Origin of the sequence: Robertkochia flava, assembly GCF_020166515.1 — a bacterium.
In the GTDB taxonomy this organism is placed as follows: Bacteria; Bacteroidota; Bacteroidia; order Flavobacteriales; family Flavobacteriaceae; genus Robertkochia; species Robertkochia flava.
Genome location: NZ_JAINZT010000007.1, coordinates 348,869 through 373,426 on the forward strand (window position 1 = coordinate 348,869; position 24,558 = coordinate 373,426).

General features: G+C 42.7%; 16 protein-coding genes and 1 riboswitch. Of the genes, 4 read left to right on the forward strand and 12 right to left on the reverse strand.

Annotated elements, in window-relative coordinates:
- Nucleotides 1-84: 84 nt before the first annotated feature.
- Nucleotides 85-2,319: a DUF748 domain-containing protein gene (locus K7R11_RS12730; protein WP_224491119.1), complete on the forward strand. Its 2,235-nt coding sequence runs from the start codon at nt 85-87 to the stop codon at nt 2,317-2,319.
- Nucleotides 2,320-2,682: 363 nt separating this feature from the next.
- Here the strand turns inward: K7R11_RS12730 and K7R11_RS12735 are convergent, their stop codons facing one another.
- The gene (locus K7R11_RS12735) at nt 2,683-3,270 is read right to left on the reverse strand and encodes a WG repeat-containing protein (RefSeq protein ID WP_224491120.1); all 588 of its coding nucleotides are present in this window, start codon (nt 3,268-3,270) and stop codon (nt 2,683-2,685) included.
- A 251-nt stretch (nt 3,271-3,521) separates the two neighbouring features.
- Nucleotides 3,522-4,823, reverse strand: a complete 1,302-nt coding sequence (locus K7R11_RS12740; protein ID WP_224491121.1) for an O-acetylhomoserine aminocarboxypropyltransferase/cysteine synthase family protein — start codon at nt 4,821-4,823, stop codon at nt 3,522-3,524.
- A 118-nt stretch (nt 4,824-4,941) separates the two neighbouring features.
- Nucleotides 4,942-5,066, reverse strand: a riboswitch (SAM riboswitch).
- A 194-nt stretch (nt 5,067-5,260) separates the two neighbouring features.
- On the opposite strand from K7R11_RS12740, the gene K7R11_RS12745 reads away from it, so the two are divergent.
- Nucleotides 5,261-5,473 (forward strand): YgaP family membrane protein, encoded by a 213-nt coding sequence (locus K7R11_RS12745; protein ID WP_224491122.1) that lies wholly within the window; start codon nt 5,261-5,263, stop codon nt 5,471-5,473.
- Between the two features lie 327 nt (nt 5,474-5,800).
- On the opposite strand, the gene K7R11_RS12750 is transcribed toward K7R11_RS12745, so the two are convergent.
- Nucleotides 5,801-7,042: an NAD(P)/FAD-dependent oxidoreductase gene (locus K7R11_RS12750; protein WP_224491123.1), complete on the reverse strand. Its 1,242-nt coding sequence runs from the start codon at nt 7,040-7,042 to the stop codon at nt 5,801-5,803.
- Nucleotides 7,043-7,249: 207 nt separating this feature from the next.
- Entirely contained in the window at nt 7,250-7,858 is a 609-nt protein-coding gene (locus K7R11_RS12755; RefSeq protein WP_224491124.1) for a peptidylprolyl isomerase, read from the reverse strand.
- Between the two features lie 321 nt (nt 7,859-8,179).
- On the opposite strand from K7R11_RS12755, the gene K7R11_RS12760 reads away from it, so the two are divergent.
- Complete coding sequence (locus tag K7R11_RS12760; protein ID WP_224491125.1) at nt 8,180-9,829, forward strand: dipeptidyl-peptidase 3 family protein; 1,650 nt, start codon at nt 8,180-8,182, stop codon at nt 9,827-9,829.
- A 206-nt stretch (nt 9,830-10,035) separates the two neighbouring features.
- Here the strand turns inward: K7R11_RS12760 and K7R11_RS12765 are convergent, their stop codons facing one another.
- The 8 genes from K7R11_RS12765 to K7R11_RS12800 form a co-directional block, all read right to left on the reverse strand.
- Nucleotides 10,036-11,007 (reverse strand): type I phosphomannose isomerase catalytic subunit, encoded by a 972-nt coding sequence (locus K7R11_RS12765; RefSeq protein WP_224491126.1) that lies wholly within the window; start codon nt 11,005-11,007, stop codon nt 10,036-10,038.
- Nucleotides 11,008-11,030: 23 nt separating this feature from the next.
- A complete protein-coding gene (locus tag K7R11_RS12770; RefSeq protein ID WP_224491127.1) occupies nt 11,031-12,863 on the reverse strand; it encodes a glycoside hydrolase 5 family protein in 1,833 nt (610 codons plus the stop codon).
- A gap of 4 nt (nt 12,864-12,867) precedes the next feature.
- Nucleotides 12,868-14,241 (reverse strand): MFS transporter, encoded by a 1,374-nt coding sequence (locus K7R11_RS12775; RefSeq protein ID WP_224491128.1) that lies wholly within the window; start codon nt 14,239-14,241, stop codon nt 12,868-12,870.
- Nucleotides 14,226-15,488, reverse strand: a complete 1,263-nt coding sequence (locus tag K7R11_RS12780; protein WP_224491129.1) for an AGE family epimerase/isomerase — start codon at nt 15,486-15,488, stop codon at nt 14,226-14,228. The genes K7R11_RS12775 and K7R11_RS12780 overlap by 16 nt, the downstream gene beginning before the upstream one ends.
- Nucleotides 15,489-15,492: 4 nt before the next feature.
- Complete coding sequence (locus tag K7R11_RS12785; RefSeq protein WP_224491130.1) at nt 15,493-16,683, reverse strand: glycoside hydrolase family 130 protein; 1,191 nt, start codon at nt 16,681-16,683, stop codon at nt 15,493-15,495.
- 152 nt (nt 16,684-16,835) lie between these two features.
- On the reverse strand, nt 16,836-18,521 hold the full coding sequence (locus tag K7R11_RS12790; protein ID WP_224491131.1) for a hypothetical protein: 1,686 nt from the start codon (nt 18,519-18,521) through the stop codon (nt 16,836-16,838).
- A gap of 18 nt (nt 18,522-18,539) precedes the next feature.
- A complete protein-coding gene (locus tag K7R11_RS12795) occupies nt 18,540-20,135 on the reverse strand; it encodes a RagB/SusD family nutrient uptake outer membrane protein (RefSeq protein WP_224491132.1) in 1,596 nt (531 codons plus the stop codon).
- Nucleotides 20,136-20,146: 11 nt separating this feature from the next.
- Nucleotides 20,147-23,233: a SusC/RagA family TonB-linked outer membrane protein gene (locus K7R11_RS12800; protein WP_224491133.1), complete on the reverse strand. Its 3,087-nt coding sequence runs from the start codon at nt 23,231-23,233 to the stop codon at nt 20,147-20,149.
- Between the two features lie 427 nt (nt 23,234-23,660).
- On the opposite strand from K7R11_RS12800, the gene K7R11_RS12805 reads away from it, so the two are divergent.
- Nucleotides 23,661-24,533: an AraC family transcriptional regulator gene (locus K7R11_RS12805; RefSeq protein WP_224491134.1), complete on the forward strand. Its 873-nt coding sequence runs from the start codon at nt 23,661-23,663 to the stop codon at nt 24,531-24,533.
- Nucleotides 24,534-24,558 lie beyond the last annotated feature (25 nt).

Consider the following 24,558-nt stretch of genomic DNA (forward strand, 5'->3'; position numbering starts at 1 on the left):
TCCTTTACCGATTCCGGTAGTACTTTAACTGTGGTTTAGATAAATTAAAAATGAACTTTAAAGAAAATGCTCTAATCGAGATCTATGTCAATTAGAAAAACCACACTAAGAAACATATTCGTAATTGCCCTTGGGGTTATTTTGGTCTTTTTAATTCTATTGCCCGGAATAGTTCGAAGATATGTAGTGAATAACAGTAAAGAGCTTTTAGGACGGCAGGTAGCTATAGAAAAATTACGCATTAACTATTTAACAAGTACCCTGAAGGTATTTGACTTTAAAATGTATGAGGCAAATGATAAGGAAGTCTTTATATCCTTTGACACCCTTATCGTGAATTCCGAACCCTACAAGTTTATCGGTAAAACCCTTTCCCTGGATCAATTCTATCTCAGGGGATTAAATGTACAGGTTAGCAAAAGGGATTCTGTTTTTAATTTTGATGACCTGGTCGCCTATCATTCCAGTCCGGATACCCTTACTACCGAAGATGAGGGAGAAGATTCGCCCTTTAAGTTTGAACTCCGGGATATGGAGTTGAAGGACGCTACCCTGGAGTTTCACGACCAAAACGTAGATCAGACCTTTGGGGTGGAAGACCTCGTTTTCTTTGTTCCCTATATTGAATGGGACCAGGAGAATAACAGTGAGGCCGATTTTGAACTGAACTTTAAGCGGGGAGGCACCCTGCGTTCAGATTTTACCTATCAACCGAAAACCAGGGATTTCCAGGGGTCCATCAACCTGGATAAAATGCCCCTGGAGGCCTACGGGAATTATGTAGCCCAAAGTGCGGATATCAGCTCCCTCGACGGAAAGCTGAATGCAGAGATCACGCTCAGGGGAAATTCGCAACAACCGGACGAAATTCTTATCTCAGGTGAGATAGAAGTGGATAACCTGGAATTAAAGGACACTCAGGATAAGAAATTCCTTGGGGCTGCCATGGTTGAATGTACCATTGATGAGATCGCTTTTGCAAAAAAAGAATTCCGGCTTGGTCAGCTGGTTGTCGATCAGCCATACATCCGTTTCGAGCTGGACTCGGTTTCCAATAATTTTTCGAGGATCTTCAGGGTGGATTCGCCCAGGGAGGCCACTGCCGAAGAGAGTGCCGAAGCCGGGGAGGACAGTCTGAATACGGAGATGGCAAATAAGACCGGCGATACCTTGAATACATCTTCGGGGGGTAATGATATCTTTTATGCCCTTAGAAAATTCCAGGTTAAAAACGGCGTACTGGATTATACCGATAATTTAACCGGAGAACCCTTCGATTATCATCTGAGTGAAATCGAAATCGACACCGATAGCATTTACAGCGATACCGATTGGTTGGATATCAATGCCGATATGGTGCTTAACGAAAGGGGAACCCTGGATGCAGCACTTGGCTTTGATCCGGGAAACCCTAAAAATTTGGACCTGGATATTGCTATCAAAGATTTTGTATTGTCTGATCTTAATATCTATTCGACCTATTACACCGGGCATTCGATTCTCAAGGGCGACATGTTTTATTTTTCGGATTCAAAGGTGGCAGATGGTAAGATAGAAAGTAACAACACGCTTCTCGTCAAGGATGTGTCTGTGGAAAATACCGAAAGCGGAATCATGTCGATCCCCCTGAAACTTGCCGTATTTATACTTAAGGATAAAAACGGGGATATCGAACTGAGTGTTCCCGTTCGCGGGGATCTGAATGACCCCGAAGTGGATATTTGGGACCTGGTTGGTAACACGTTTAAGAAAAAGATATTTGATACGGCAGAGAACCCGGCCCGTGGGTTGGCCAAGGTCGTTGATGCTGCTCCCGAAGATATAGAAGTCCTGTTTTTGAATTATCCGGATACCACCCTGACAGAGCGACACCAGGAACAATTGGACCTGATCCTGGAACTGGAAGAGAAAAAGAATGGTTTGGGAATAGAATTGAGCTTTATGTATGACAAGGAGGTGTTTATGGATTCCTTGTTTAAGAAGCAGGAGAAAGGGGTAGGAAGCATTTCCGGGGGATCAGCAGATCAGGCCAAAGCAGAACTAACCGTAGCGGGTAATCTTCCGGAGGAAGCAGAGCTGGATACGGTGCTCGCCGATTATGGGAGATCTTTCCGGGGAAAGATTGAAAACTATATAGAGGCGAAGAACAGCAATTCAGGGATCATTGTTAGGTTAGCAGAATTGAGTGATCCCAGCCAGGTGGAAACGATGCCTCAGTTTAAAGTTAAGTATACCCTGCGGGAGGAAGAAAATCCGGAGCGACCTTCGGGAGATTCTCAAAACTCAAACAAAGGGGAAGGTGATACCCAATCCCGGTAATTGTTAAAAAGGATAATCACAGGTTTTCGGGGGCTGACTTCATTTTGTTGCCCCTGTGTTATCACCCATGTATGCCCTTGGCAGTTCTTCCCCGGGAGCGATCATGATAATTACTCATTGAGCTTTTTCAGGATTACAGGTCTTAAGAAAAAGGTTGCTGGCATAAGGGCAGAAAGTGCAATCAGGGGTAAGGGGTTCTATTGCACCTGAACATCAAGGTCGGCAATGAGGTGCCGGAAAAGCAAACCTTATCTTTGGAAAGAGTAAGGGCGGAGGAACCGGATTTGCTTTTCGCATAATGCTAACCGGGGAGCCCCCCGGGAAATGTTATTATGATCCCCTGGGGGTAAGAGATATTCACCTTTAATATTTAATGACCTTCCACGTGCCCTGATCATCGAGGGTGGCTACGAGGTCTTCAGAAAGGATCCTGGAGATAATTTCCGGTTGTTTGTACTTCCTGGCATCCAGCATTACATCCTTGTGAGGGTTGAGGTACTTTAATTCATCTCCCATCCTGTTAATGAGCACCTCGTCATAATTTCTTGAAATGATATTCTTGTTGAGGTATTCGTTGGTTCCCCGTACCTGTTCTTCCACCTTAAGCACCACGGCGTGCCCGTCTTTGAATTCACTTGCATTAAGGTATTTGGGCTCGATCACCGTTTGGCCATCTACATCCATATACCCGTAATATGGAATCCCTTCCCGGGTTGTATGTATCCTGCAAAGTCCCTCTTTAAAAGCGGGGGCCTCATCAGTTGGTGCAAGATCGTCGCGATAACCGATCACCGGGGTTCCGCTTGTGTCAATAAACCCCCATTTTCCGTCTTTCTGTACGGCGATCAGGCCGTCAGATAATTCCCCGATAGCTGTAAATCCGCTAAGCTCCTGAGCCGAAAGCGAAAATATCATGACTATCGGAAGCATGATGTATAAGAGCTTTTTCATTGTATTGGGTTTTAAAGGTTAAACATAAAGGTATAGCGGTACATCACAACAGAAAATGACAGGGGTCAATTTGCATCGGGATTAAGGGGCATTTTGAAGGCGTAGGGTAGGACCCTTCATTCCTGGCAGGAGGGAATTTCAATAAGCATTCAGATCATCTGTTTTTCTTGTGTTGGAAGAATGTGTAAAACAAAAAAGCGTTTCAATGTGAAAGTTAAAACGCTTTTGGTTGGTACAGCCGTACCGTATGGCTATGAAGGTGATACCGGGGTGTTATTCCTTACCCGTTTTAAGGCCTCTTTCAGATCGGCCTTCAGGTCCTCAATGTTTTCCAATCCCACCGACAGGCGGATCAGATCCCTGGAAACACCTGTTAAAAGCTGGTCTTCCTCACTTAATTGCTGGTGGGTGGTGCTGGCCGGATGAATAATAAGGGATTTGGTATCTCCGATATTGGCGAGAAGGGAAAACAGCCGGGTGGTATCCGCAATGGTCTTTGCGGCCTCATAGCCTCCCTTCACTCCGAAAGTTACAATGCCGCTTTGCCCTTCAGGCAGATACTTTTCTGCTAAAGCCTTGTAGGCACTGCTCTCCAGGCCGGGATAGTTTACCCAGGTTACCTCGGGCTGCTTCTCCAGCCATTGGGCGAGCTCCAGGGCATTTTCGCTGTGTTTTTTGATCCTGATCTCCAGTGTTTCCAGCCCCTGAATGATCTGGAAGGCGTTAAACGGACTTAAGGCGCTCCCGTAATCCCGGAGCCCTTCGATACGCACCTTGGCGATAAAGGCTGCGGCCTCCAGGGCTTCGCTGTACACCAGGCCATGATACCCGGGCGAGGGTTCGGTGAATTCAGGAAATTTTCCGTTGCTCCAGTCAAAGGTACCCGCATCTATAATAGCGCCTCCCAGGGCCGTTCCATTCCCATTAATGTACTTGGTCAGGGAATGGATAACTATGTTTGCCCCGTGGGCAATGGGATTTAATAAATAAGGGGTAGCCACGGTGTTATCTACAATAAGCGGAACCTTATGGGCCCTGGCTTCTTTTGAAATGGCTTCAATGTCCAGTACGTCCAGCTTCGGATTTCCCAGTGATTCAATAAAGAATGCCCGGGTGTTCTCTTTTGCAGCCTTTTTGAAATGGTCCGGATCAGACGGGTCAACAAAGGTGGTGGTGATCCCATGTCTCGGCAGGGTAACATTAAGCAGGTTAAAAGTACCTCCGTACAAGCTGTTGGAGGCCACAATATGATCGCCGGCTTTAAGCAGGGTGAGCAGGCTGGTGGCTATGGCTGCTGTACCCGAAGAAGTTACAACAGCGGCGATCCCGCCTTCCAGTGCAGCAAGTCGCTGTTCGAGAATGTCGTTGGTCGGATTGTTGATCCGGGTGTAAATGTTTCCCGGTTCGGCCAGGGAAAATAAATTGGCAGCGTGATCGGAATCTTTGAACACGTAGGCTGTGGATTGATAAATGGGAACGGCTCTGGTTCCTGCATTCGACCGGACATCGTGCCCTGCGTGCAAGGCCTGGGTTGCAAATTTTTGTGTACTCATTTTTCTTTTTTTTGAGTTTGTAAATAATTAAACCCAAAGTCAAATAAGCCTCTGAAGAAGCATACTTAATAGAAAAATGTTAAAAAGAATGACGTAAAAGCCGGAGAGCTGTTACGTTAAGTTATCTATCCGAAGCAGCAGCGTACGCCTGCGGTCTTCAAGTAGAATGTAGCACCTTCTTAAACGGGTTAAGGGTTGCTAAGGCTTCACAGGGTCTATTCCCTCCGCCTTTCTTGATAACATTTCAGTAAGTCTTTGAACTTTGTGAGTACAAATATTTTAAATTAAAAATGAAATATCCAAGTATTTTGGTGTTTTTTATATAAATTCTATCGGGTAACTAGAATAATTGCTAGCAATAAAAGGAGTGATTCGTTACATCTTGAAAATATCACGGAATTGCGTAACTTCCATTTAAATCAACTAAAACCATTATTATGAAAAAAAACATGGGTTCTGCCGACCGGATTATTCGGGTAATAATCGCAGCGATCGTTGCCGTATTGTATTATACGGGTACTATTTCCGGAACACTGGGTATGGTGTTACTGGCCCTTGCCGGGGTATTTGTTTTGACAAGCTTTATTAGTTTTTGTCCGCTATACGCCCCCTTTGGTATTAGCACCTGCCGCATGAAAGAGAAAGGATGATGTAATTCGCGAATACAAAAAAACCGGAGGCTGCAACTGCAGTCTCCGGTTTTTTATATTCCCCTGTTTCAGGAATAATGCCTGTTGTCAAGGTACCAAATAACAGATTACATAAAGGTTGAAGAACATTTGTGCTTAGAAGTCATCAGGTTCCCATTTCGCCTTTGTCCCTTCACTCATAATCCTGCCTTCGATTTAATGCTGTGGAAACCTGGGGAGATCGCCACGGCCATTTAATGGCCTCGCGAAGATGAATAATTTTAACTGCATAACCCCTAACGCGTAACCCGTACCTCGTACATCGTACCTCGTACCCTGTCACCCCGGTCACCCTATCTTCTCTGCTACTCCTAAAGCCGCCCGTTCTCCCGATAGCATAGCCGCATTTAAGGACCCATTAAGCAGGTAGTCTCCTGCGAGAAATATGGTGGTAGTTAATTGGGTCTCCGAGGGAAGCATTTCATAATGCAAACCGTTTAACTGCGGTAAGGCCTGCGATATGGAATAATGTTTAAGAAGGCTGAGCGTATCAATATTACATAGGGTTTTCAATTCATTTCGCACCTGATCTATGAGGTCCTGGGCTGATAACTGGTGTTCCTTTACAACAGTAACCGATAACAGATGACGCTCACCTTTAGAAATTGAAGGCAGGCTGGTATGGTAAAAAATATTATTGATCAGGGCATCCTTTTGGGCAATGAGTCCGATCAGGTGTTTTTTAATGCGGGGGGCGCCCGTTTCAAAATACAGGGTATCACAGGATACCCATTGTATATCCTGATTCTTTAAATTGGAAACCAGCGGGCCGGCTGCCGTTGCTATAATGGTATAATCACTTTCCAGGGAGGTGCCGTCAGCGAGTACGATCTGGCCGTCTGACACCGACCGGGCTTTGGTGTTAAAAAGAAACCTGGTGTTTTTCAGCTGACCTTTTATCTGTTTCGGAATGGCTTCCATCCCTGCTTTAGGGAGGGCAGCATATCCTTCTCCAAACATTTTGTACACAAACTCAAACATTCTGCTCGGGGTTTCCAGGCGCGGCTCCAGGAAGATACCGCCGAAGAATGGCCGGAAAAACTCTTCGATCATTTTTTCCGAAAACCCGAGATCCTGCAGGTACTGCATGGTGGTCTTTTCGGGTTTTTCGAATATTTCAGGTAAAGTACTTCTCTTTAGGCCACTGTTTAGCTTCAGCACTTTTATTTTATCTGCCAATGTCCCGGTTCCTGAGAAGAGGGTAGGCAGCAGGAGACGGATATTGCGGAGAGGATCCCCGAGAACGTTTATTTTACCATCCTTAAAAATAGCCGCACCCGGGAGAAACCGCTGTAATTCCAGGGCCTCAAGATCTAAATAGTTTTGGGCCGCAGGGTAGGCGGTAAGCAGTACCTGGAAGCCGTGATCCAATTGATACCCATTTACGATATCGGTTTTCACCCTGCCCCCAACCCGGTCGGTGGCTTCTATCACCACCGGTTGATAACCATGTCTTTCAAGGATCAGGGCTGCAATGAGACCGCTGATCCCGGCTCCTATAATATGTATTTTATGATCTTTCTTTTCCATAAATAACTATTAACAATGCCAGTATATCCTACTATGAATTTAACGGTTTTATTCGTTAGTACTACCATGTTTGAGGATATTCAAAAGAGTAGGGGCTTAATCTGAAAAGCTGAAAGAAAAGAGGATGTAGCCGGGAACCGGGGAAGGAAAGAATTAAAGATTTGGCAGTACAAGAATCAAACTGGTATGTACTTGACCTTATTCCGGTTACTGATCCACCTGGTACCCCAGTTTTGCCAGGTATTCTTTACTCAAATACAGGATGTTCACATCGAGGGTTATGATCTTTTCAGGAGCATCCAGAGAATCGGTGGGTACTGTCGCAATTTCTTCGAGCACATCGAGCCCTTTTATGACCTGGCCAAAAATAGTATAATTTCCGTCCAGCCTTGGAATACCTTCTTTGTTATGTACAATGTAGAACTGACAGCCTGCCGATAACTTTTCCGGATTGTTATCACGGCCTGCACCAACAGCACCATAAATATGCTTCAGTTTGTTATTGAATTCCGGTTCGATCAGGTAGGGGGAATCACTGAATCCTTCCGGGGTATCCGGACAGCCACCTTGTATCACAAAATCTTTGATCACCCGGTTAAAGCTCAAAGAATCCCAATAGTGTTCTTTGGCGAGCTTAATAAAATGATCCTTATGATTCGGGGTTTCATCATGAAGCCAAATAAGCATTTCCCCTTTCTCGGTAATAATCTGACCAATAGGATAGTTTTCGGTTTGCCCCTTTGTAACAGTTCCCGAAAAAAGGATTCCTGCTCCAAGGGTCAGGCAAAAGCTAATGGCAATGTAGAGGGTTCTCAAGAGCTTGATAAATTATAGGTTCGACTGACGTTGTGGTTTCTTGTTCAAGATAGGAAATAAGTGGTAAAGCCGATGTATTCACGCATCCCTGTTCCTGTAATTTGTATTTTTTGATCTTTCTTCTCCACAGCTAATTATCTGTGAATTAAGGGAATGACACCACGAACTCAGAAGATTTATTCTTGGTTTAGAATTTGAGCCGGTTTATCACTTGAGCAGGAGCGTTTATAATTGTTACTACTAGTGCTCACATGTGACCTATCACGTGAAACTTTATTTTTTCGTAATTTTCAGAGACAATTAATAACAATCAAAAACGCCATGAAAAAACTGATCCTGACCGGGTTAATCCTGAGTCTTGTTGCCTGCCAATCAAAAAAGGGAGAGCAAAAAAGCGATGATACCACCAATGATACCACCACCATGAATCCTATAGAGCAAAAAGTGGATGAATTTGCCGAGTTCACTTTGACAACCGATTTATCCGTCCTCAGTGAAAAGGAAAAGCAAATGTTACCCCTGCTCATTGAGGCCGCGCAGATCATGGATAAACTGTTCTGGAAAGAGGCCTATGGCCATAAGGATTCCTTATTGGCGAATATAGGACCTGCAGAAAAAGCCTTTGCTAAAATAAATTATGGCCCCTGGGAGCGCCTAAATAATGACAAGCCCTTTATAGAAGGAGTAGGGCCAAAGCCGGAAGGAGCACAGTTTTATCCGGAAGATATTACCAAGGAAGAATTTGAAGCCTGGGACAACCCCGACAAGGCAAACGCCTACTCTTTTGTGAGAAGAGATGAGCAAGGAGAACTCTACCTGGAACCCTATCACGAGGCGTTTAAGGAAGAAGTGACCAAGGCTGCCGGTCTGCTGCAGCAAGCGGCCGGGCTCGCTGAAGAAGAAGGACTTAAAAAGTATTTGACGTTAAGGGCTGAGGCCTTGTTGAATGATGAATACCTGGAGTCTGATATGGCCTGGATGGATATGAAGAACAATACCATTGATATTGTAATCGGTCCGATTGAGAATTATGAAGACAAGCTCTATAATTACCGTAACGCACATGAGGCTTATGTTCTTATTAAGGACAAGTCCTGGAGCGAGCGGTTGGAGAAGTACGCTTCTTTCTTACCCGAGTTACAAAAGGGATTACCTGTTGATGAGGCCTATAAAAAAGAAATGCCCGGAACCTCTTCCCAGTTAAATGCCTATGATGTGGTTTATTATGCCGGAGATTGTAATGCGGGAAGTAAAACCATCGCGATCAACCTGCCTAATGATGAAAGGGTGCAGCTTGAAAAAGGATCCAGAAGATTACAGTTAAAGAACGCTATGAGAGCTAAATTTGACAAGATCCTGGAGCCGATTTCGGAGGTTCTGGTTACTGAGGAGCAACGAAAGCATATTACCTTCGACGCCTTTTTTGCCAATACCATGTTTCATGAGGTTGCCCACGGATTGGGTATTAAAAATACGATCGACGGAAGTGGGACCGTCAGGGAGGCACTTAAGGAAAAGGGATCAGCCCTGGAAGAGGGTAAGGCCGACATTCTGGGTTTATACATGGTAACTAAATTGCATGAGATGGGGGAAATTGAAGGGGAACTCATGGTTTACTATGTGACCTTTATGGCTGGGATCTTCCGTTCGGTACGTTTTGGAGCGGCCAGTGCTCATGGCCAGGCGAATATGGTGCGTTTTAACTATTTCCAGGATATGAATGCCTTTAGTTTTGATCAGGCCACCGGACAGTATGCGGTGAATTTCGAGAATTTCCAGCAGGCCATGAATGCACTGTCAGAGACAATACTGACCCTTCAGGGAGATGGCGACTATGAAGGGGTAACCCAACTTTTTGAAGAAATGGGGCACGTGAGCCCTGAACTGCAAAATGCCCTCGACAGGGTATCAGAGGCCGGTATTCCAAGGGATATAGTTTTTGAACAGGGTACAGCGGTATTAGGCTTGTAAGGAGAATTCATTTCAGAAGAATAAAAAACCGATGCTTTAAAGTATCGGTTTTTTTGGTTAGTGATTGATTGGGAGGTTTTCATTTTGATTTCCATGATACTGTGGTTTCCATCGCGATCAATGGGATTACGACATGTTATGCGGAGCGTCCTGTGGGTATTTTGACCGCAATTAACGGGGCTGAAAGATTACAGATGATGGAATGACTATATATAGACTTCCAGAATTCTGGCGGACTCAGACTTCAGGCGTATTTTCTTGATACAAGCCGGTATAAGAATGATTTCTCCGGTATTTAGCGCAAAGGTCTCATTATTCCAATATAATTCTAAAGACCCTTCAACGCAGATATAGATCACAAATGAGTCCAGGTGCCTGAAATCCTTATTTATCAGGCCTTCCAATACTACAATATCAGATTTAAAATGAGCTGTGTGCACCAATTTGCACGATGTATTTGCATTGGTAGTATAGGTGGTCTTATACGCTTTGGGAAGATGATAATCTAAGGCGTCCAGGGCCAGATCGGTATGCAATTCTCTTTTTGTTTTAGATACGGGATCAACACGGTCGTAATCGTAAATACGGTAAGTGATATCGGAAGGTTGCTGAATTTCTGCTAATAGTACTCCGGCCCCTATGGCGTGTATTCTTCCGGAAGGAATGAAGTACGTATCACCTTTGGATACTCTTTCGGTGTTTAATACCTCGAGTACCGTTCCACGGGCAATATGCCGGGAGCATTCGTTCTTTTCTATGAGTTTATTAAAACCAACAATGAGCTCCGCAGTCTCGTCTGCCTGCATGATATACCACATTTCGTTTTTTCCAGGGGAATTGTGACGTTGTTTCGCTAAAATATCATTTGGATGAACCTGAACGGATAACGGAGCCTGTGCATCAATGAATTTTATAAGTAAGGGGAATTCATCACCAAACGCAGTATATACCATGGAGCCTACAAAATCAGCTTGATAATCTGTAATCAGTTCGCTGAGAGTACGTCCTTTAAGTGCGCCATTGGAGACGTGCGTTTCCATTCCCTGAATCCCGGAAATCTCCCAGGACTCTCCGATGTTATTTTCTGTATAATTTTTATTAAGCTTTGTTTTTAGTTTTTCACCTCCCCAAATCCGATAGCAAAAAACAGGGTCAAATTTTAATGGATACAGTTTCATTTCAAAGGTTGGATGAAAATGGATTAATTATAGGTGATCAAAACCCTGCCAAGTTGAGCCTGGTTATTAAATTCTATTTTCAAAAATTGTGTGGAGTTCAGAACATTGGATACCTCATAAAGTTTGGCATTCCAATACCCATAATCGCCTTCTCCTGAATTTTTTCCGGATACATCTGATTGTAAACCCTGAAAATCTGCACCATCATGGGAGGCCAGTAATTTCAATCCTTTTTCTGAAGAGGTTTCGAAAGCATAAATTTTAATTTCCTTGATGTTTCCGGGAACAAAGTATATTATTTCACTATTGGCCTTCCCCTGAATACGGTCTGTGTCTTCTTTAAACTTCCTGTCGTCTCCTGTCTCAAGGGTAAGGTCTTTATATGAATAAAGAGTCATCAGGTTATTCATTTCATCGATCAAAGCTTTTTCTCTAACTGTGATAGGGCCGATGGTATTGGATAAGGGCGATACCCCGGAAGCGTTCAGCGCTTCGGCTCTGTAGAAATAAGTCTTCCCTAATTCTGCAAGGCGATCATTAAACAGTGATGAATATTGAACTTTAGCATCACAAACATTATAACCAATTTGCTCCCAGGGACCTTTTTCTGATTCTGACCGATAGATGTTATATCCGGTGGCACCGGCAGATCCTTGCCAGGAGATGGAATATACATTTTCAGAGGGTAAAAGGGTAGGAGCCTCCGGAACAGGAAGATCGGGAGGTGTTGTCCCATTAATTTCATAGGCCTTTCTTCTCATTAGGGCGAGTAATCCTTTTTCGTCATAGGCATTACCTGAATTAAAACCGGGCCAATGATATGATTTATAGAGGCCATGTCCCACAGGTTCGGAATGCCAGTAAAACCCTCCTTCGCGCCGGTGAGATCTGATGCTCCAATTTAAGGTTCCGGCTATTTGCTCGTTGGCAATGATATAATCGTATATCCGTTCATGGGCAGAGGTACTTTCAAACCCTAATTCACCAAGGATATAGGGTTTTCTACCTTGGATGATATCGAGGTTAACTTTAATGTTTTCTAATTGACGGAGGGGGTCTCTTTCGTAATGATGTGAAGATAGAATGTCAATATTAGGGTCCTCAACAGATTCTTCATGTACATACCTGTAATCATCTACGGCATGAAATCCGTCCATTAACAGGTGATTCGAATCGATCTCTTTGATGTATGCGGCGATTTCCTTTACCCAGGGATAAGGAGACATCAATTCATTTCCTGTTTCCCAGCAAAGAATTGCTTTGTCATCTTTGTATTTAATCCCCGTTAAAGTATTGATCCGGTTAAGGGTGAATTCAATGGTTTTTTTGAAATCATTAATTAGTTGTTTATCGGTCCAGAAGTCCTCGGGATTTTTACCTCTGAAAGCAGCATACTGTGGGACTCCTCCCATCCATTTCCAGTTATTGGAGAGCGAAAAAATGATGCGTATTTCCATTTCATTGGCGATCTTCAGCATCAGGTCATTCACTTCAAAAGCTTCCTCTACAAACTCTCCCGGACCAGTAATGAAGGTTGGATTATTGGGCTCGTCTTCTCTTTTAACAGGAAGGGTATAAATTCGAATGACCTTCCCACCCATTTGTTTCACAGTTTTGAAAGCATCCCTGATTTCATATTCATCAGGATACCTGTAGGGCCCTTCAGCAGAAAAACTTAATTCGTCTTCAACATAGTTCAGGTTTGGAACATTCATGGAGATAAAGCGAAACTCCTGATCCCCATCCATGAGCATATGTCCGTTTTTAGTTATAAAATTTTCAAAACCCGATTCTTCAGGCCTGGAACAGCTAAAAATAAAGGAGGTAATTACTAATAAGAATAGTATTTGTTTCATGATCTTAAAATCGTCTTGCTGCCAGGGTGCTGGTGATACCATCCATTACCGTGTCATTCAGTTTATAAGTTGATAATACAAGCGAAGCCAGTAGTGCCCCTAAGGCAGGGTAAATGCTCATCATCATTTTAATACCTTCTAAGGATTCTGCCGATTGTTGTGTATTGGCTTCAAAGCCGTAAATAGCCAATAACCACCCTGTAACAGCACCCCCAAGGGTCCAGCCCAGTTTTTGTGACATCGAAGAAGAGGAAAACACCAGGCCTGTGGCTCTTCTACCGGTTTTCCATTCAGAATAATCAGCGATGTCGGCGTACATGGACCATATTAAGGGTAAAACTACTCCGGCAGAGAGGCCAATGATCAGATTGAAGGCAAAGATGACCCCTACGGCCTCTGGGTCGACCCAATAAAAGAGAAAGCTAAATATAGATGAGATGAGCATGGAGGCAATGAATGTGCTCTTCTTTCCAAATTTTGCTGAAACAGGTTTTGCCAAAAGAACTCCTAACAGGTTAGCTACCAGCCATAGGGTCATATAGGCTCCTGCCAGTTTATCCCATTCCACTAATCCTACAATGGGTAAATTTTGATCTTCGGTGAGGTATTTAAAATAAAACATGATACTACCATCACGAAGAGAGTTAAATATTAAAACGGCGACCCCGGCTCCCAGCATGATAAACCATTGACCGTTTTTTGCCAGGTCCTTTAAATCATTTGCGATGGAAGATTTTTGAGTTAATGGTGCAACACGCTCCCGGGTCCATTTATAGGTCATGATAAAAAAGATGGCGGCTATAACGGCATAAACCGCTACGGTAAGTTGATAGCTTTGAGCTTCGTTTGAGCTAAAGCTTTCGAAAAAATCCAACAAATAGGGTACGGTGGCAGTCATAAAGATTCCTCCGGAGTAAGCTCCGATAAACCTGAAAGAAGCTAAGGATGTACGTTCTTTCGTATCGGAAGTCATAACTCCCATTAAGGATGAATAAGGAACATTAATGGCGGTATATATCATCATCATCAGGGTATAAGTAACGTAAGCATAAATGAGCTTACCAGACGGGCTGAAATCGAAAGTTGAAAAGGTCAGCACCCCTATTATCCCGAACGGAATGGCTATCCATAACAGATAAGGTCTGAATTTCCCCTTTTTAGTATTAGTCCTGTCTGCAATGATACCCATGATAGGATCATTCAGACCGTCCCATAATCGGGTAAGTAAAAACATGGTACCCACAGAGGCAGGAGAAAGCTCCACCACATCGGTGTAGTAAATCATAAGAAACATGGAGAAGAGTTTCCAAAACATGGAGGAGGCAAAGTCTCCAAATCCATAGCCTACTTTACCTTTAAGTCTTAAGGTGTCTTGCATAATGTAAGTTGGTTAGTTTGGTCAATTCGCTTAATGAGTTCAATCAGGGCTCTGGAGTTGTGATAAGGGCATTTCCAAAGGCCCAGTTTATCATCGTTCGGGTTGGGGTGTCCATGTTCATCAACACGCCAGAACCATTCGCCATTTTCCCGATCAATAAGCTTTCCCTTTATAAATATCCAAAGGTTAATTACGGCATCAAGATATTCAAGCCTGGGGTCGATTGCAAATGCATCCATAAAACCAACCATAGCTTCGGCTTGTGGCCACCAGTGCTTGTCTTTATCCAGAATATCATTTTCAATGCCGTTAAATACAGCACCATCCTTGTCCCTTCCATGCACCATGGTATTATTAGCTAATTTTAAGGCAGACTGCCTTATCGAGTCAATGAGGCTTTGATCTTCCAGAACTTCGGCTGCCTCGTTTAACAACCAGGCACCTTCAATATCATGTCCGAAGGAAACAGATTGAGATCTCACCTGCCAATCGATATCAAAAAATAAATTGAAATGCCCAGTAGCTTTATCGATGATTTTATCTTGAAATATAAAGAGCAAATTAGCAATACTTTTTTTAAGGGTTTCATCCTTCCAAACCCGATAGAGGTTCGTGTAGGGTTCAATAATATGCAGATGCGTATTCATTGTTTTCGGGACATTGAGTTCTTTCTCGCTTAAGCGCATATCTTCAATATGACTCCAATCATTTTGTAAGGCTTCTATATATCCCGAATGCTTTTGATCTTTAAATTTTTCCTCGAGCAGGTTGAATAGTGTTACAGCATATTTTAGACTCAGGGAATTGTTGGTTGCGCTGTAGTATTCTGAAAATGCATAAATTCCGAAACCCTGAGCATAGGCCTGTTTCCTTTTATTTGTGGGAATGCCTTTAAAGTCAACCTCCCAAAACAATCCGCCGTATTGATAATCCCAGAAATGTTCGAGAAGATAGGCGAATATCGCATCCGCTTTCACTTTAAATGCCGGGTTCAGTGTTGTTTTGTAAGCTGCCGAAAAAGTCCATAACAACCGGGTGGTTAGCACGCAGCCTTTTGGTGCTGTATCATAGCGATTGCCATAATGATCAATTCTTCCTATGACACCGCCGTTTTCCAGATCCAGGGCTTGATTACTCCAGAATTTGAGTAAAGTTTCTAATTCGCATTGCAATTCTCCCTTAAGCGAAACTAGTTTCCGGGGATATCCCTCGAGGTTGTATTTTGTAGAAGGAGTGTTAAGTTTCATCAATTTACGGTTGAAGGGATGTTGGGTTAAGAATACTGGTGTTGGATTTAATTAATTCATTAATGGTCTCCACAGAACAATGCGAGTATAATTTATCTTCAGGTGAGTTGATGCAATAGTCTGTCAGCTTTTCAACACTTGTAGTAGCAACGTGCATTCTGGTATCTGAAGATGCGTAATAGATAAATACCTTTCCGTCTTCATCTTTAATCCATCCATTAGAAAATGCAACGTTGGAAACATCTCCCACACGCTCCTTTTTAAGTGGAGCAATTAAATAACCGTGGGGTTTATGGATGATTTCCCATGGTTTTTCCAAATGCGTCATGAACAGATATAAAGTATAGCGTAAGCCAGCGGCGGTATTTCTAACGCCATGGGCCAGGTTCAACCATCCTTCATCGGTTCGGATAGGGGCAGGGCCCAGGCCATTCTTTACTTCATAAACCGTGTGATATCTTTTAGAATCTACAATCGTTTCACTTTCTATTGTTGGATTCTCAATGGTTTCGGATAATCCAAAACCTATACCTCCACCTTTACCGGTATCAATAAATCCGTCTTGGGGTCTGGTGAAAAAAGCATATTTCCCGTTAATAAAATGAGGGAATAAAACTACATTTCGCTGTTGACCGGAATGGGTTATGAGATCCGGCAAGCGTTCCCAGGTTATCAAGTCTTTAGTTCTTACAATCCCTGCCGCAGCAATTGCCGATGAGGTATCTCCCTCAGGTGCATGAGGGTCTTTACGTTCAGTACAAAACACGCCATAAATCCAGCCATCATCATGCTGGGTTAATCGCATATCGTAAACGTTGGTATCCGGGTTACTGGTTTGCGGAATGCTGATGGGACGATCCCAAAATTTAAACTGGTCGATTCCATTTGGGCTTTCTGCAATGGCGAAAAGGGATTTTCGGTCATTGCCTTCGACCCGGGCTACCAATAAATATTTCCCATTCAGTTTGATAGCTCCCGCATTGAAAACAGCGTTAAAACCAATACGCTCCATAAAAAATGGATTGGTTGTTTCATTAAAATCAAAACGCCAGTTCAGGGGTATATGCTCCCTTGTTAATATGGGGTATTTATAACGGTTGTAAATTCCATTAGTACTAAACAATTTAATATTGGATCTGTTGACCAAATTGCTGTGCTGGTCTGTGATCTTTTGCATTCGATCTGAAAAATTCATATCTCTTTAGTAATTCGTCAAATGTGATTTAAGCGATGCTGCTTTTCGGTGAAATGCTTATATATTGATCGTAAGCATGTTGAAATGGGGTATTAAAACAATACCCCATTCAACACAGAACAATAAATCAACCGGTGTTGAAATCGCTAATTTTAATATCTGGGGCCCTCTGTAATTACAACTTCATCGATACTAATCCCAATGGTATTGGCATCGTTGCGATTTACAATGATTTCTATCCGGTCTATAGGCTCATCTTTGTTAAAACGCCTTAAAGTCGAATAGTGCGCGCCTAATTCGGTACTGCTATCACTCCAGTTCTCCATATCGGTATTGAAAAGACTGAACTGGAAGGTTTCCCAATTGCCATTGGTATCCGGGAAGAATTTTTGAACCAGAACGAGCTGTTCGTCATATTGATACATGCGTACAATAATATATTGAGCAGAGCCCTGGATTGAATTTAAGGCCAGCGACAAATAAGGATCATTAAATACAGAAAGCTGGGAATCTTTCATGTCTTTGGAAATGGATTGACCCCAGTAGCCACTCCAATTTCCCAAGGATCCGTCATCGGTATAGGTGTAGAATTCTTGCCCGTAAAATGGATTTATCTCGTCTTTTCTATAGTTCAGCGATGCAACCGTTTCAGTCCCGTTCATCAGGTCTGGCCAAAGGGATGTATCTTCAAAATCCATCACAGCAATTTTCGCGGGCTTGGTTGAACCCACCAGGGCGTCGCCTATTTCCTGGCTTCCATCGTACTTCCCTTCCGTAATTTTTACGTAGGCTATATCGATATCCTGATTAGAGCCGGCATTTCCGGCCTTAAGTCCGAGGGTAGGTAAAAAGGTTGCCGGATTCCAGCCATCACCTTCCCAATTGTCTTCCAGCGGTTGTGAAATTATAATCCATTCACCTCCGGTGTCAAAACCGTAACCGAAATGTCTCCACGAGCCTGGGGATTCCATTTGGAAATATCCGGCGCTTCCTGCAGGGGTTCTAACGGCAAAGGTTAAATGTGGATTGACCAATGTGCTGAAATTAGGTGTTTCGGCAATAGAAATACTTCCGGTTGCCTTATCCCATCCGTATCCAGGCGCTCTTAGAGAGAAGTAACTCTCCTGATTCCCCAATACCTCTCCGGTTTCAATGGTAGCCGTTCCCTCTCCCTGGTACGGAATAACGCCATCTTCAAAATCCCACAGGATCACTTCGTCATATGCGATAAACGGATAGATAACATTGATTTTTTCTGCAGTTGGAATTTCATTTCGGGCCAGACTTTTAAAAGAGATATCCACCAGCATTCCAGCTCTCAGATCCAGATTAGAAACTGATAAAATTATCTCTGATTCTGATTTTGAGATAATAGGGACCGTCTCTCCGTCAACGGTAACTTCAGTCAAAAGATCTACGTTTTCTCCGGTTACTTTAAAGGTCAGGCCAACCTGAATTTCGCTCACTTCCATAACGGTAGTTTCCTGAATCAGCGGAACAAAATTTTCACTGGTCTGATAACTCTGTTCGTATTCATTTGTAACGCGTATAGGTGCACCACTTACTGACATATTCCTGGGAACAACAACCGTCAGCGAATTTTCATCTGCAGCAACTTCCATGTCTTCTCCTGCCACTTCCCCAAAGTATACGTTGGTTACTTTGGTGAAATTTCCCGTAAGGGTTATTGTACTGGACAGATAATCACTAAAGGTACTAACACCTGTTATCGTAGGAACTGGCCAATTGATGTCGTAAAAGGAATCATCCTTTTGGCAACTAATAACTGTTGTCAAAGCAAGAATGATAACCGCGATGTATGTTATATGCTTTTTCATTTCTGTAATTTTTAGTTTTTAGTAACCTTTGTTTTGAGTTAAGCCAAAGGCGTTCACATCCCCAATAGGAATAGGTAATAATCCATCATGGGATATATAGTTATCTGTAAAAGGCAGGAGTTCAATTCTCCCGGTTCTAACGATATCAAAATATCGTATTCCTTCCAGGGCCAGTTCTAATCTGCGCTCTTTCCAGATATCCTGCAATAAGACATTTCCGGTGGAAAGAATATCAGGAACGGAGGCACCTGGAAATACATCATAGGTATAGTTGGAAGTTTGACCTTCAGCAGAACCCAATGGCATCGTTGAGTTTTGAGCACGTCTTCTTACCATATTGACGTAGTTTCTTGCTTCACCTTCAAACCCTTTGTAATAGGCAGCTTCTGCATGTGCTAATAGCACTTCCGCATATCGCATCACCCGTTTGTTCACGTCCTGGTTGTTGTGATTTCCATGTCTTGCCTCTTTAGCCAGGGCGTATTTCCTGTTCAATCGACAGGCAGTTAAAAAGTCTTTTGTACTATCATCAGACAGGGTCCAAAGCTGCTTATCCCAGATTTGTTTTACCCCAAATAAGATATCGTATTCCTGTCCGTAAATGGTACAGAACAACCGTGGATCTGATTCTGAAAATGTATTGTACAGATCGTCGGTAGGCAGATTGAAACACCAGCCCCAGTCATCCCGGTTACCCATTTGTACTATGGTGGTATTCCCTACACTTTCTCCCCATTCATTGTTAGTTTGCTTGTGTTGAATTTCGAAAATGGATTCGATGTTGTTTTCACCTTCTTCTTCCCAGATGGTCGCAAAGTTTCCCGCCAACGCATATTCGCCTGAATTAATAATTTCATTGGTCAGGTTGTAAACTTCATCCCAATTGGTGGCAGGATCCACATTATGACCGGCGGATGATGCTAAAACTGAATTATAGGTATAACCGGTTTCCTGCATAAGTACCCTTACCTTGAGCATGCGGGCGGCCCCTTTGGTGGCACGTCCCAGATCTGCAGTCCTGTATTCGTTTTTTTCGGGCAAGGCAGTTATAGCATCGTCCAGATCTTTTTTAATGAAGGCATATACTTCGGAGACTGAACTACGAGGTGCTGTGAGGTTATCGACCGTAAAATCGGCCTCAATCAATGGGACGCCTCCGTAAAGCGGAACAAGTTTTGAATAGGCATAGGCGCGTAAAAACTTGGCTTCCCCAATAATTCGTTGTTTTAAATCCTCATCAAAAGTAGCCTGAGATACTGAATTTATGACCTCATTAGCTCTGACAATAGTGGTGTAGAGCAGGGTCCAGGTGCCACCTGAGACTCCATTCCCGGAGTTTGCTGTAAACTGTCTCAGGTATTCCCGGTCTACCCAGTCAAAGAAGCTGCTGCCACCCTTTACAGCGTCATCAGATAGAATATCGCCATAAACAAAGTATTCATCATCCTGAATTGCAGCATATACTGAGGTAAGTCCCGCCAGGGCATTATCCGGATCATTGAAATAAACCGTTGCGGTTTGAGTACCAATGTTTTCAAGATCTGTTAGATCTCCTTCACAAGAGTTAAGAAATATAACAGCTAAAGAAAATGGAATAAGTTTATATAGTTTCATTGCTGATTTTTTTAAAAGTTTATGTTCAATCCGAAATAGTATAATCTGGGTTGGGGGTAGTTCCCAAGGTCTACGCCAATCCCCAGACTTCTTACATCGGTGGCTGCGTCCTGTGTCAGGTCACCGATTTCAGGGTCGTATCCTTTATAATTGGTTAAGGTCCACAGGTTCTGGCCTGATACATAAAAACGCAAGCGATCAATTCCGGAGTCTCCCATCAATTTTGAGGGGATGGTATAGCCAATTTGAAGATTTTTCAATCTTAAAAAGGAACCGTCTTCGACATACCTGTCAGAAAAACGAAGATTATTATTTGCATCAGATAAAGTAACCCTTGGCTGTGTACCATTGGGATTATTATCGGGATGAAAACGATCTAATCTGTCCTGGTATGCATTGTAATAGTCATTTACATCCAGGAGCCTTAAACTCATTCCGTTAACGATTTCTGCACCCTCAACTCCAAAGAAATTTCCTGACAGATCGATCCCCTTCCATTCCACGTTGAAAACAAATCCGTAGTAGAAATCGGCCTGCCCGGAACCGAGATAGGTCCTGTCATCGGCCTCAATGGTCCCATTGCCATTCAAGTCGACAAATCTTACATCACCCACCCGGGCATTAGGCTGTATGCTGGCATAGGCATCGACCTCGTCCTGTGATCGGAAAATACCATCGGTCTGATAGCCGTAGAAATATGCGATTTCTCTACCGGATTCTGTCCTGGTTGTAAAGCCAAGCTTGTCAATGAACCCACCATCGATAAATGCATCTTCATCAGAGTTTAATTTGGTGATCTCATTGTCTATCAAAGTGATATTGGCACCAACAGAAAAATTAAAATCTCCAAGACTTTTGCCATAATTGGCAGCAAATTCGAAACCTTTGTTGTTCATGGTTCCAATGTTTGCGTTGGGCAGGTCTTTTGGGTAGTATCCTGGAAGGGCTACCCGGGTGATCATGTCTTTGGTGTCTTTTATAAAATAATCTGCTGTAAGGCTAAGATCTCCCTCAAGAAAGCCCATGTCGACACCTAAATTCAAGGTTTCTACGATTTCCCATTTTAAATTGGGAGTAGGAATGTTGGTTGTTGTTCCTCCCTGGTATTGGATGCCGTTAAATACGTATTGCATGGAGTAGTTGCCTATGTTGGCTACATCGGATCCGGCCTGCGCACTGGCCTGGTTACCCACACGGCCCCATCCTGCCCTGAATTTTAAAGCTGAAAACAGGTTCAGGTCCTGGATAAATTGTTCTTGCTCTGCTCTCCAGGATGCCCCAAAGGAAGGAAATACCCCCCATTTGTTATCTCCCGAAAATTTACTGGTTCCGTCATATCGAACTGTTCCGGTAAGCATGTATTTATTGTCAAAGGAGTAGAAGGCACGTACAAAATAGGATTGCGTACCACCCTGACCCTGGTAGGCATTGACACGTTCGTTAAAAGACGTGGCAAGGTTTAAATATTGCAAAGGTTCTTCCTCAGGTACATCTATACCGGTTGCACTAAACCCTTCGCTTCTGTTGTAAGATGATTCATGCCCCAAGGTGGCCATGATTCGGTGTACCTCATTAAACGTTTTGTTGTAATTCAGTAAGTTGATCCAGGTCCAACTGTAGAAGTCCCCCCTTTGTTCAAACAGCTGACTCTCCGGCCTGTTGAAATTTTCACTTAAATAATAGGCAGGGCTGAAATTTTTATTGTGGATGGCACCATTAGAGACCTGATAGGTAGTTCTGAAATTTAGCCCTTCGATAATATCGATGTCGAGCCATGAACGAAACATATAGGAATTAACGCTATTTTCCCCATACTTCAATTGGTCGACAATAAGTGCCGGATTGTTGCCAAATGCAGTCATCATCGGAATAAATTCCCCTTCTGCGTTTCTTGGGCTGTCAAGGGGACTGGAGGTTAAGGCCAGCGGAATAGGGCCATTATATATTCCTTCAGGGAAATTGCCGAATTCGTTGCTGAAGAGGTTGATCTGAACTCCGGCGTTAACGTTTTTATTGAAATAGTATTCTGTTTTCGTGTTGAAGATGTACTTTTTAAAGGCGGTATTCTTCACAATACCATCCTCGTCGAAAATACTTCCACTTAAGGAGTAAATAAGTTTTCTTCCGGAATCATCATTGCTTGAGATTCCTCCCCGGACACTTAAATTGTAGTTTTGCTGTTGTGCCTGGCGAAACACTTCGTTTTGCCAATTTGTTCCTTCAGCGTTATTGGCGATAGCGAAGTTTATGCGGCTTTCCAGGTTGGTTGGAAGGGTTTGTCCGTCATTAGCAGCTGCCTCGAGGATCAGTTGTCCATGTTGTGATGCGTTTAAAAGATCTACTCTATTGGGTGTTTCTGCAATCCCGTAATACGTATTAAACGAAAATTCGGGCTTTGTGGTGGCACTTCCACTTTTTGTGGTTACGATGATTACACCATTAGCCCCTTTATTTCCATAGATCGCGGTGGAGGAGGCATCTTTTAATATTTCAATACTTTCAATATCTTCCGGAGCAAGAAATTCTATATCATTCCCCATGGGTACTCCGTCAACCACGTATAGCGGATCTGAATTATTGGTACTCCCCACACCCCGGATTCTCACCTTCATCCCGGCTCCTGGTTGTCCGGAAGTCTTATTGATAACAACACCGGCCACCCTTCCCTGGATGGCTTCTACCGGGCGGTTGGAGGCAACCTTCAAAAGGTCATCTCCGCTTACGGAGGAGACCGCCCCCGTCAGATCACTTTTTTTAACAGCGCCATAACCAATGACAACAACTTCGTCGAGTCCCACCATATCGGTCTGGAGGACAACGTTTATGATGGTCTGATCTTCTACCACAACCTCTTTAGTTTTAAAACCTACATAGGAGAAAAGTAAAACATCTTCTCCCTCCGATAGCGTGAGAGAATAATTACCATCAAAGTCGGTGGAAGTTCCATTATTGCTTCCCTGTACTATGATTGAAACACCGGGTATAGGCATGTTACCTTCATCAGTAACAGTACCACTTACCGTTTTGTCTTGGGCATACACTGTCCATAGTGGCGCAAGCAGCAGGATAGATAGAACAGTGCGAAGGTGGTTTGTCATAATTATTAGTTTAGTTGATATACTCCATATAGCCAGAAAAACTCAAAATATTTATCAATTTTTAATGGCAAATATGTGCTTAATTTTCATGCTTCTAAATTATATACTCTCCCTACTTCAATTAAATATTATTACATCGATTAATGATACTATTCTATCAATATCAATATTTCCACTGTTAAACAGATCATTTCATTTCTAATAATTATAAATTAGATATATTGTAAATCATTAAATTAGCTTGTTAATATTTGAGGATTTCTAAAATTTGAATTTACTTTTGTTAAAATAGAAGCGATTATGATTAATATAGCACATGTGCTATATCATTAAATAATATGTACTATTCAATCAATTAGGAGTGATACTTTTGAAACGATGGGTTTCCTGTTAATACGTTAATTGTCAATTTAATCCTACAGTAATTATGGTTATACATAGAGAAATAACACCCCTGAAAGAGGATGATTGTTTTTTGGTTTTTGATCGAAGTCGGAATGATTTTACCTTTCCAATTCATTTTCACCCGGAATACGAGATCAACTTCATCCAAAATGCGAAGGGAGCAAAAAGAATTGTTGGAGACCATATCGGAGAAATTGATGATTACGAATTGGTGATGATAGGGCCGAATGTTTATCACGGGTGGGAGAATTATAATAATGATACCTCCCGAACCTTACATGAGATAACTATTCAATTTCCAAAGGATTTATTTGATAGTCTTTTGTTAAATAAAAATATCCTGAAGCCAATCAAAGAGCTTTTTAAGTCTTCCCGACATGGTGTCTTATTCTCAAAAGAAACTGTGCTGGCTGTGGAGTCCAAATTACATTCCCTTAGTAAAAAAAGTGGTTTTGATAATTTTTTAGCCTTTCAGTCCCTATTATATGATCTGGCGGTATCGAGAGATAAAAAGACCTTGACAAATTTTTCGATAGGTGACCCGAATGATTTTCACAATAGTGAGCGTATTGAAAAGATGTATTCCTTTATAAAAGAAAATTACCAGCAAAGAATTAAAGTAGAGGATGCTGCGGATCACATAAATATGACTGAAATCTCGTTTAGCAGGCTCATTAAAAAGAGTACAGGAAAAACCTTTACAGAACTGGTGAATGAGTTCAGGTTAAGGTATGCTACCAGAAAACTTATTGAAACCAATGAAAGTATCTCTGAAATTTGTTTCGATAGTGGATTTAACAATATCTCCAATTTTAATCGAAGATTTAAAGACAAACAAGGGTGTACACCAACAGAGTTCAGGGCAAATTATATGGGGACGCCCACTATATTTTGATCGTTTTGGATGCATTTGGCGCTGT

Bases quoted from the DNA above. Each gene is read 5' to 3' on its own strand.
- K7R11_RS12735 (WP_224491120.1), bottom strand. From the start codon at position 3,270: ATGAAAAAGCTCTTATACATCATGCTTCCGATAGTCATGATATTTTCG.
- K7R11_RS12745 (WP_224491122.1), top strand. From the start codon at position 5,261: ATGAAAAAAAACATGGGTTCTGCCGACCGGATTATTCGGGTAATAATC.
- K7R11_RS12730 (WP_224491119.1), top strand. From the start codon at position 85: ATGTCAATTAGAAAAACCACACTAAGAAACATATTCGTAATTGCCCTT.
- K7R11_RS12785 (WP_224491130.1), bottom strand. From the start codon at position 16,683: ATGAATTTTTCAGATCGAATGCAAAAGATCACAGACCAGCACAGCAAT.
- K7R11_RS12750 (WP_224491123.1), bottom strand. From the start codon at position 7,042: ATGGAAAAGAAAGATCATAAAATACATATTATAGGAGCCGGGATCAGC.
- K7R11_RS12775 (WP_224491128.1), bottom strand. From the start codon at position 14,241: ATGCAAGACACCTTAAGACTTAAAGGTAAAGTAGGCTATGGATTTGGA.
- K7R11_RS12805 (WP_224491134.1), top strand. From the start codon at position 23,661: ATGGTTATACATAGAGAAATAACACCCCTGAAAGAGGATGATTGTTTT.
- K7R11_RS12790 (WP_224491131.1), bottom strand. From the start codon at position 18,521: ATGAAAAAGCATATAACATACATCGCGGTTATCATTCTTGCTTTGACA.
- K7R11_RS12795 (WP_224491132.1), bottom strand. From the start codon at position 20,135: ATGAAACTATATAAACTTATTCCATTTTCTTTAGCTGTTATATTTCTT.
- K7R11_RS12760 (WP_224491125.1), top strand. From the start codon at position 8,180: ATGAAAAAACTGATCCTGACCGGGTTAATCCTGAGTCTTGTTGCCTGC.
- K7R11_RS12780 (WP_224491129.1), bottom strand. From the start codon at position 15,488: ATGAAACTTAACACTCCTTCTACAAAATACAACCTCGAGGGATATCCC.
- K7R11_RS12765 (WP_224491126.1), bottom strand. From the start codon at position 11,007: ATGAAACTGTATCCATTAAAATTTGACCCTGTTTTTTGCTATCGGATT.
- K7R11_RS12770 (WP_224491127.1), bottom strand. From the start codon at position 12,863: ATGAAACAAATACTATTCTTATTAGTAATTACCTCCTTTATTTTTAGC.
- K7R11_RS12800 (WP_224491133.1), bottom strand. From the start codon at position 23,233: ATGACAAACCACCTTCGCACTGTTCTATCTATCCTGCTGCTTGCGCCA.
- K7R11_RS12740 (WP_224491121.1), bottom strand. From the start codon at position 4,823: ATGAGTACACAAAAATTTGCAACCCAGGCCTTGCACGCAGGGCACGAT.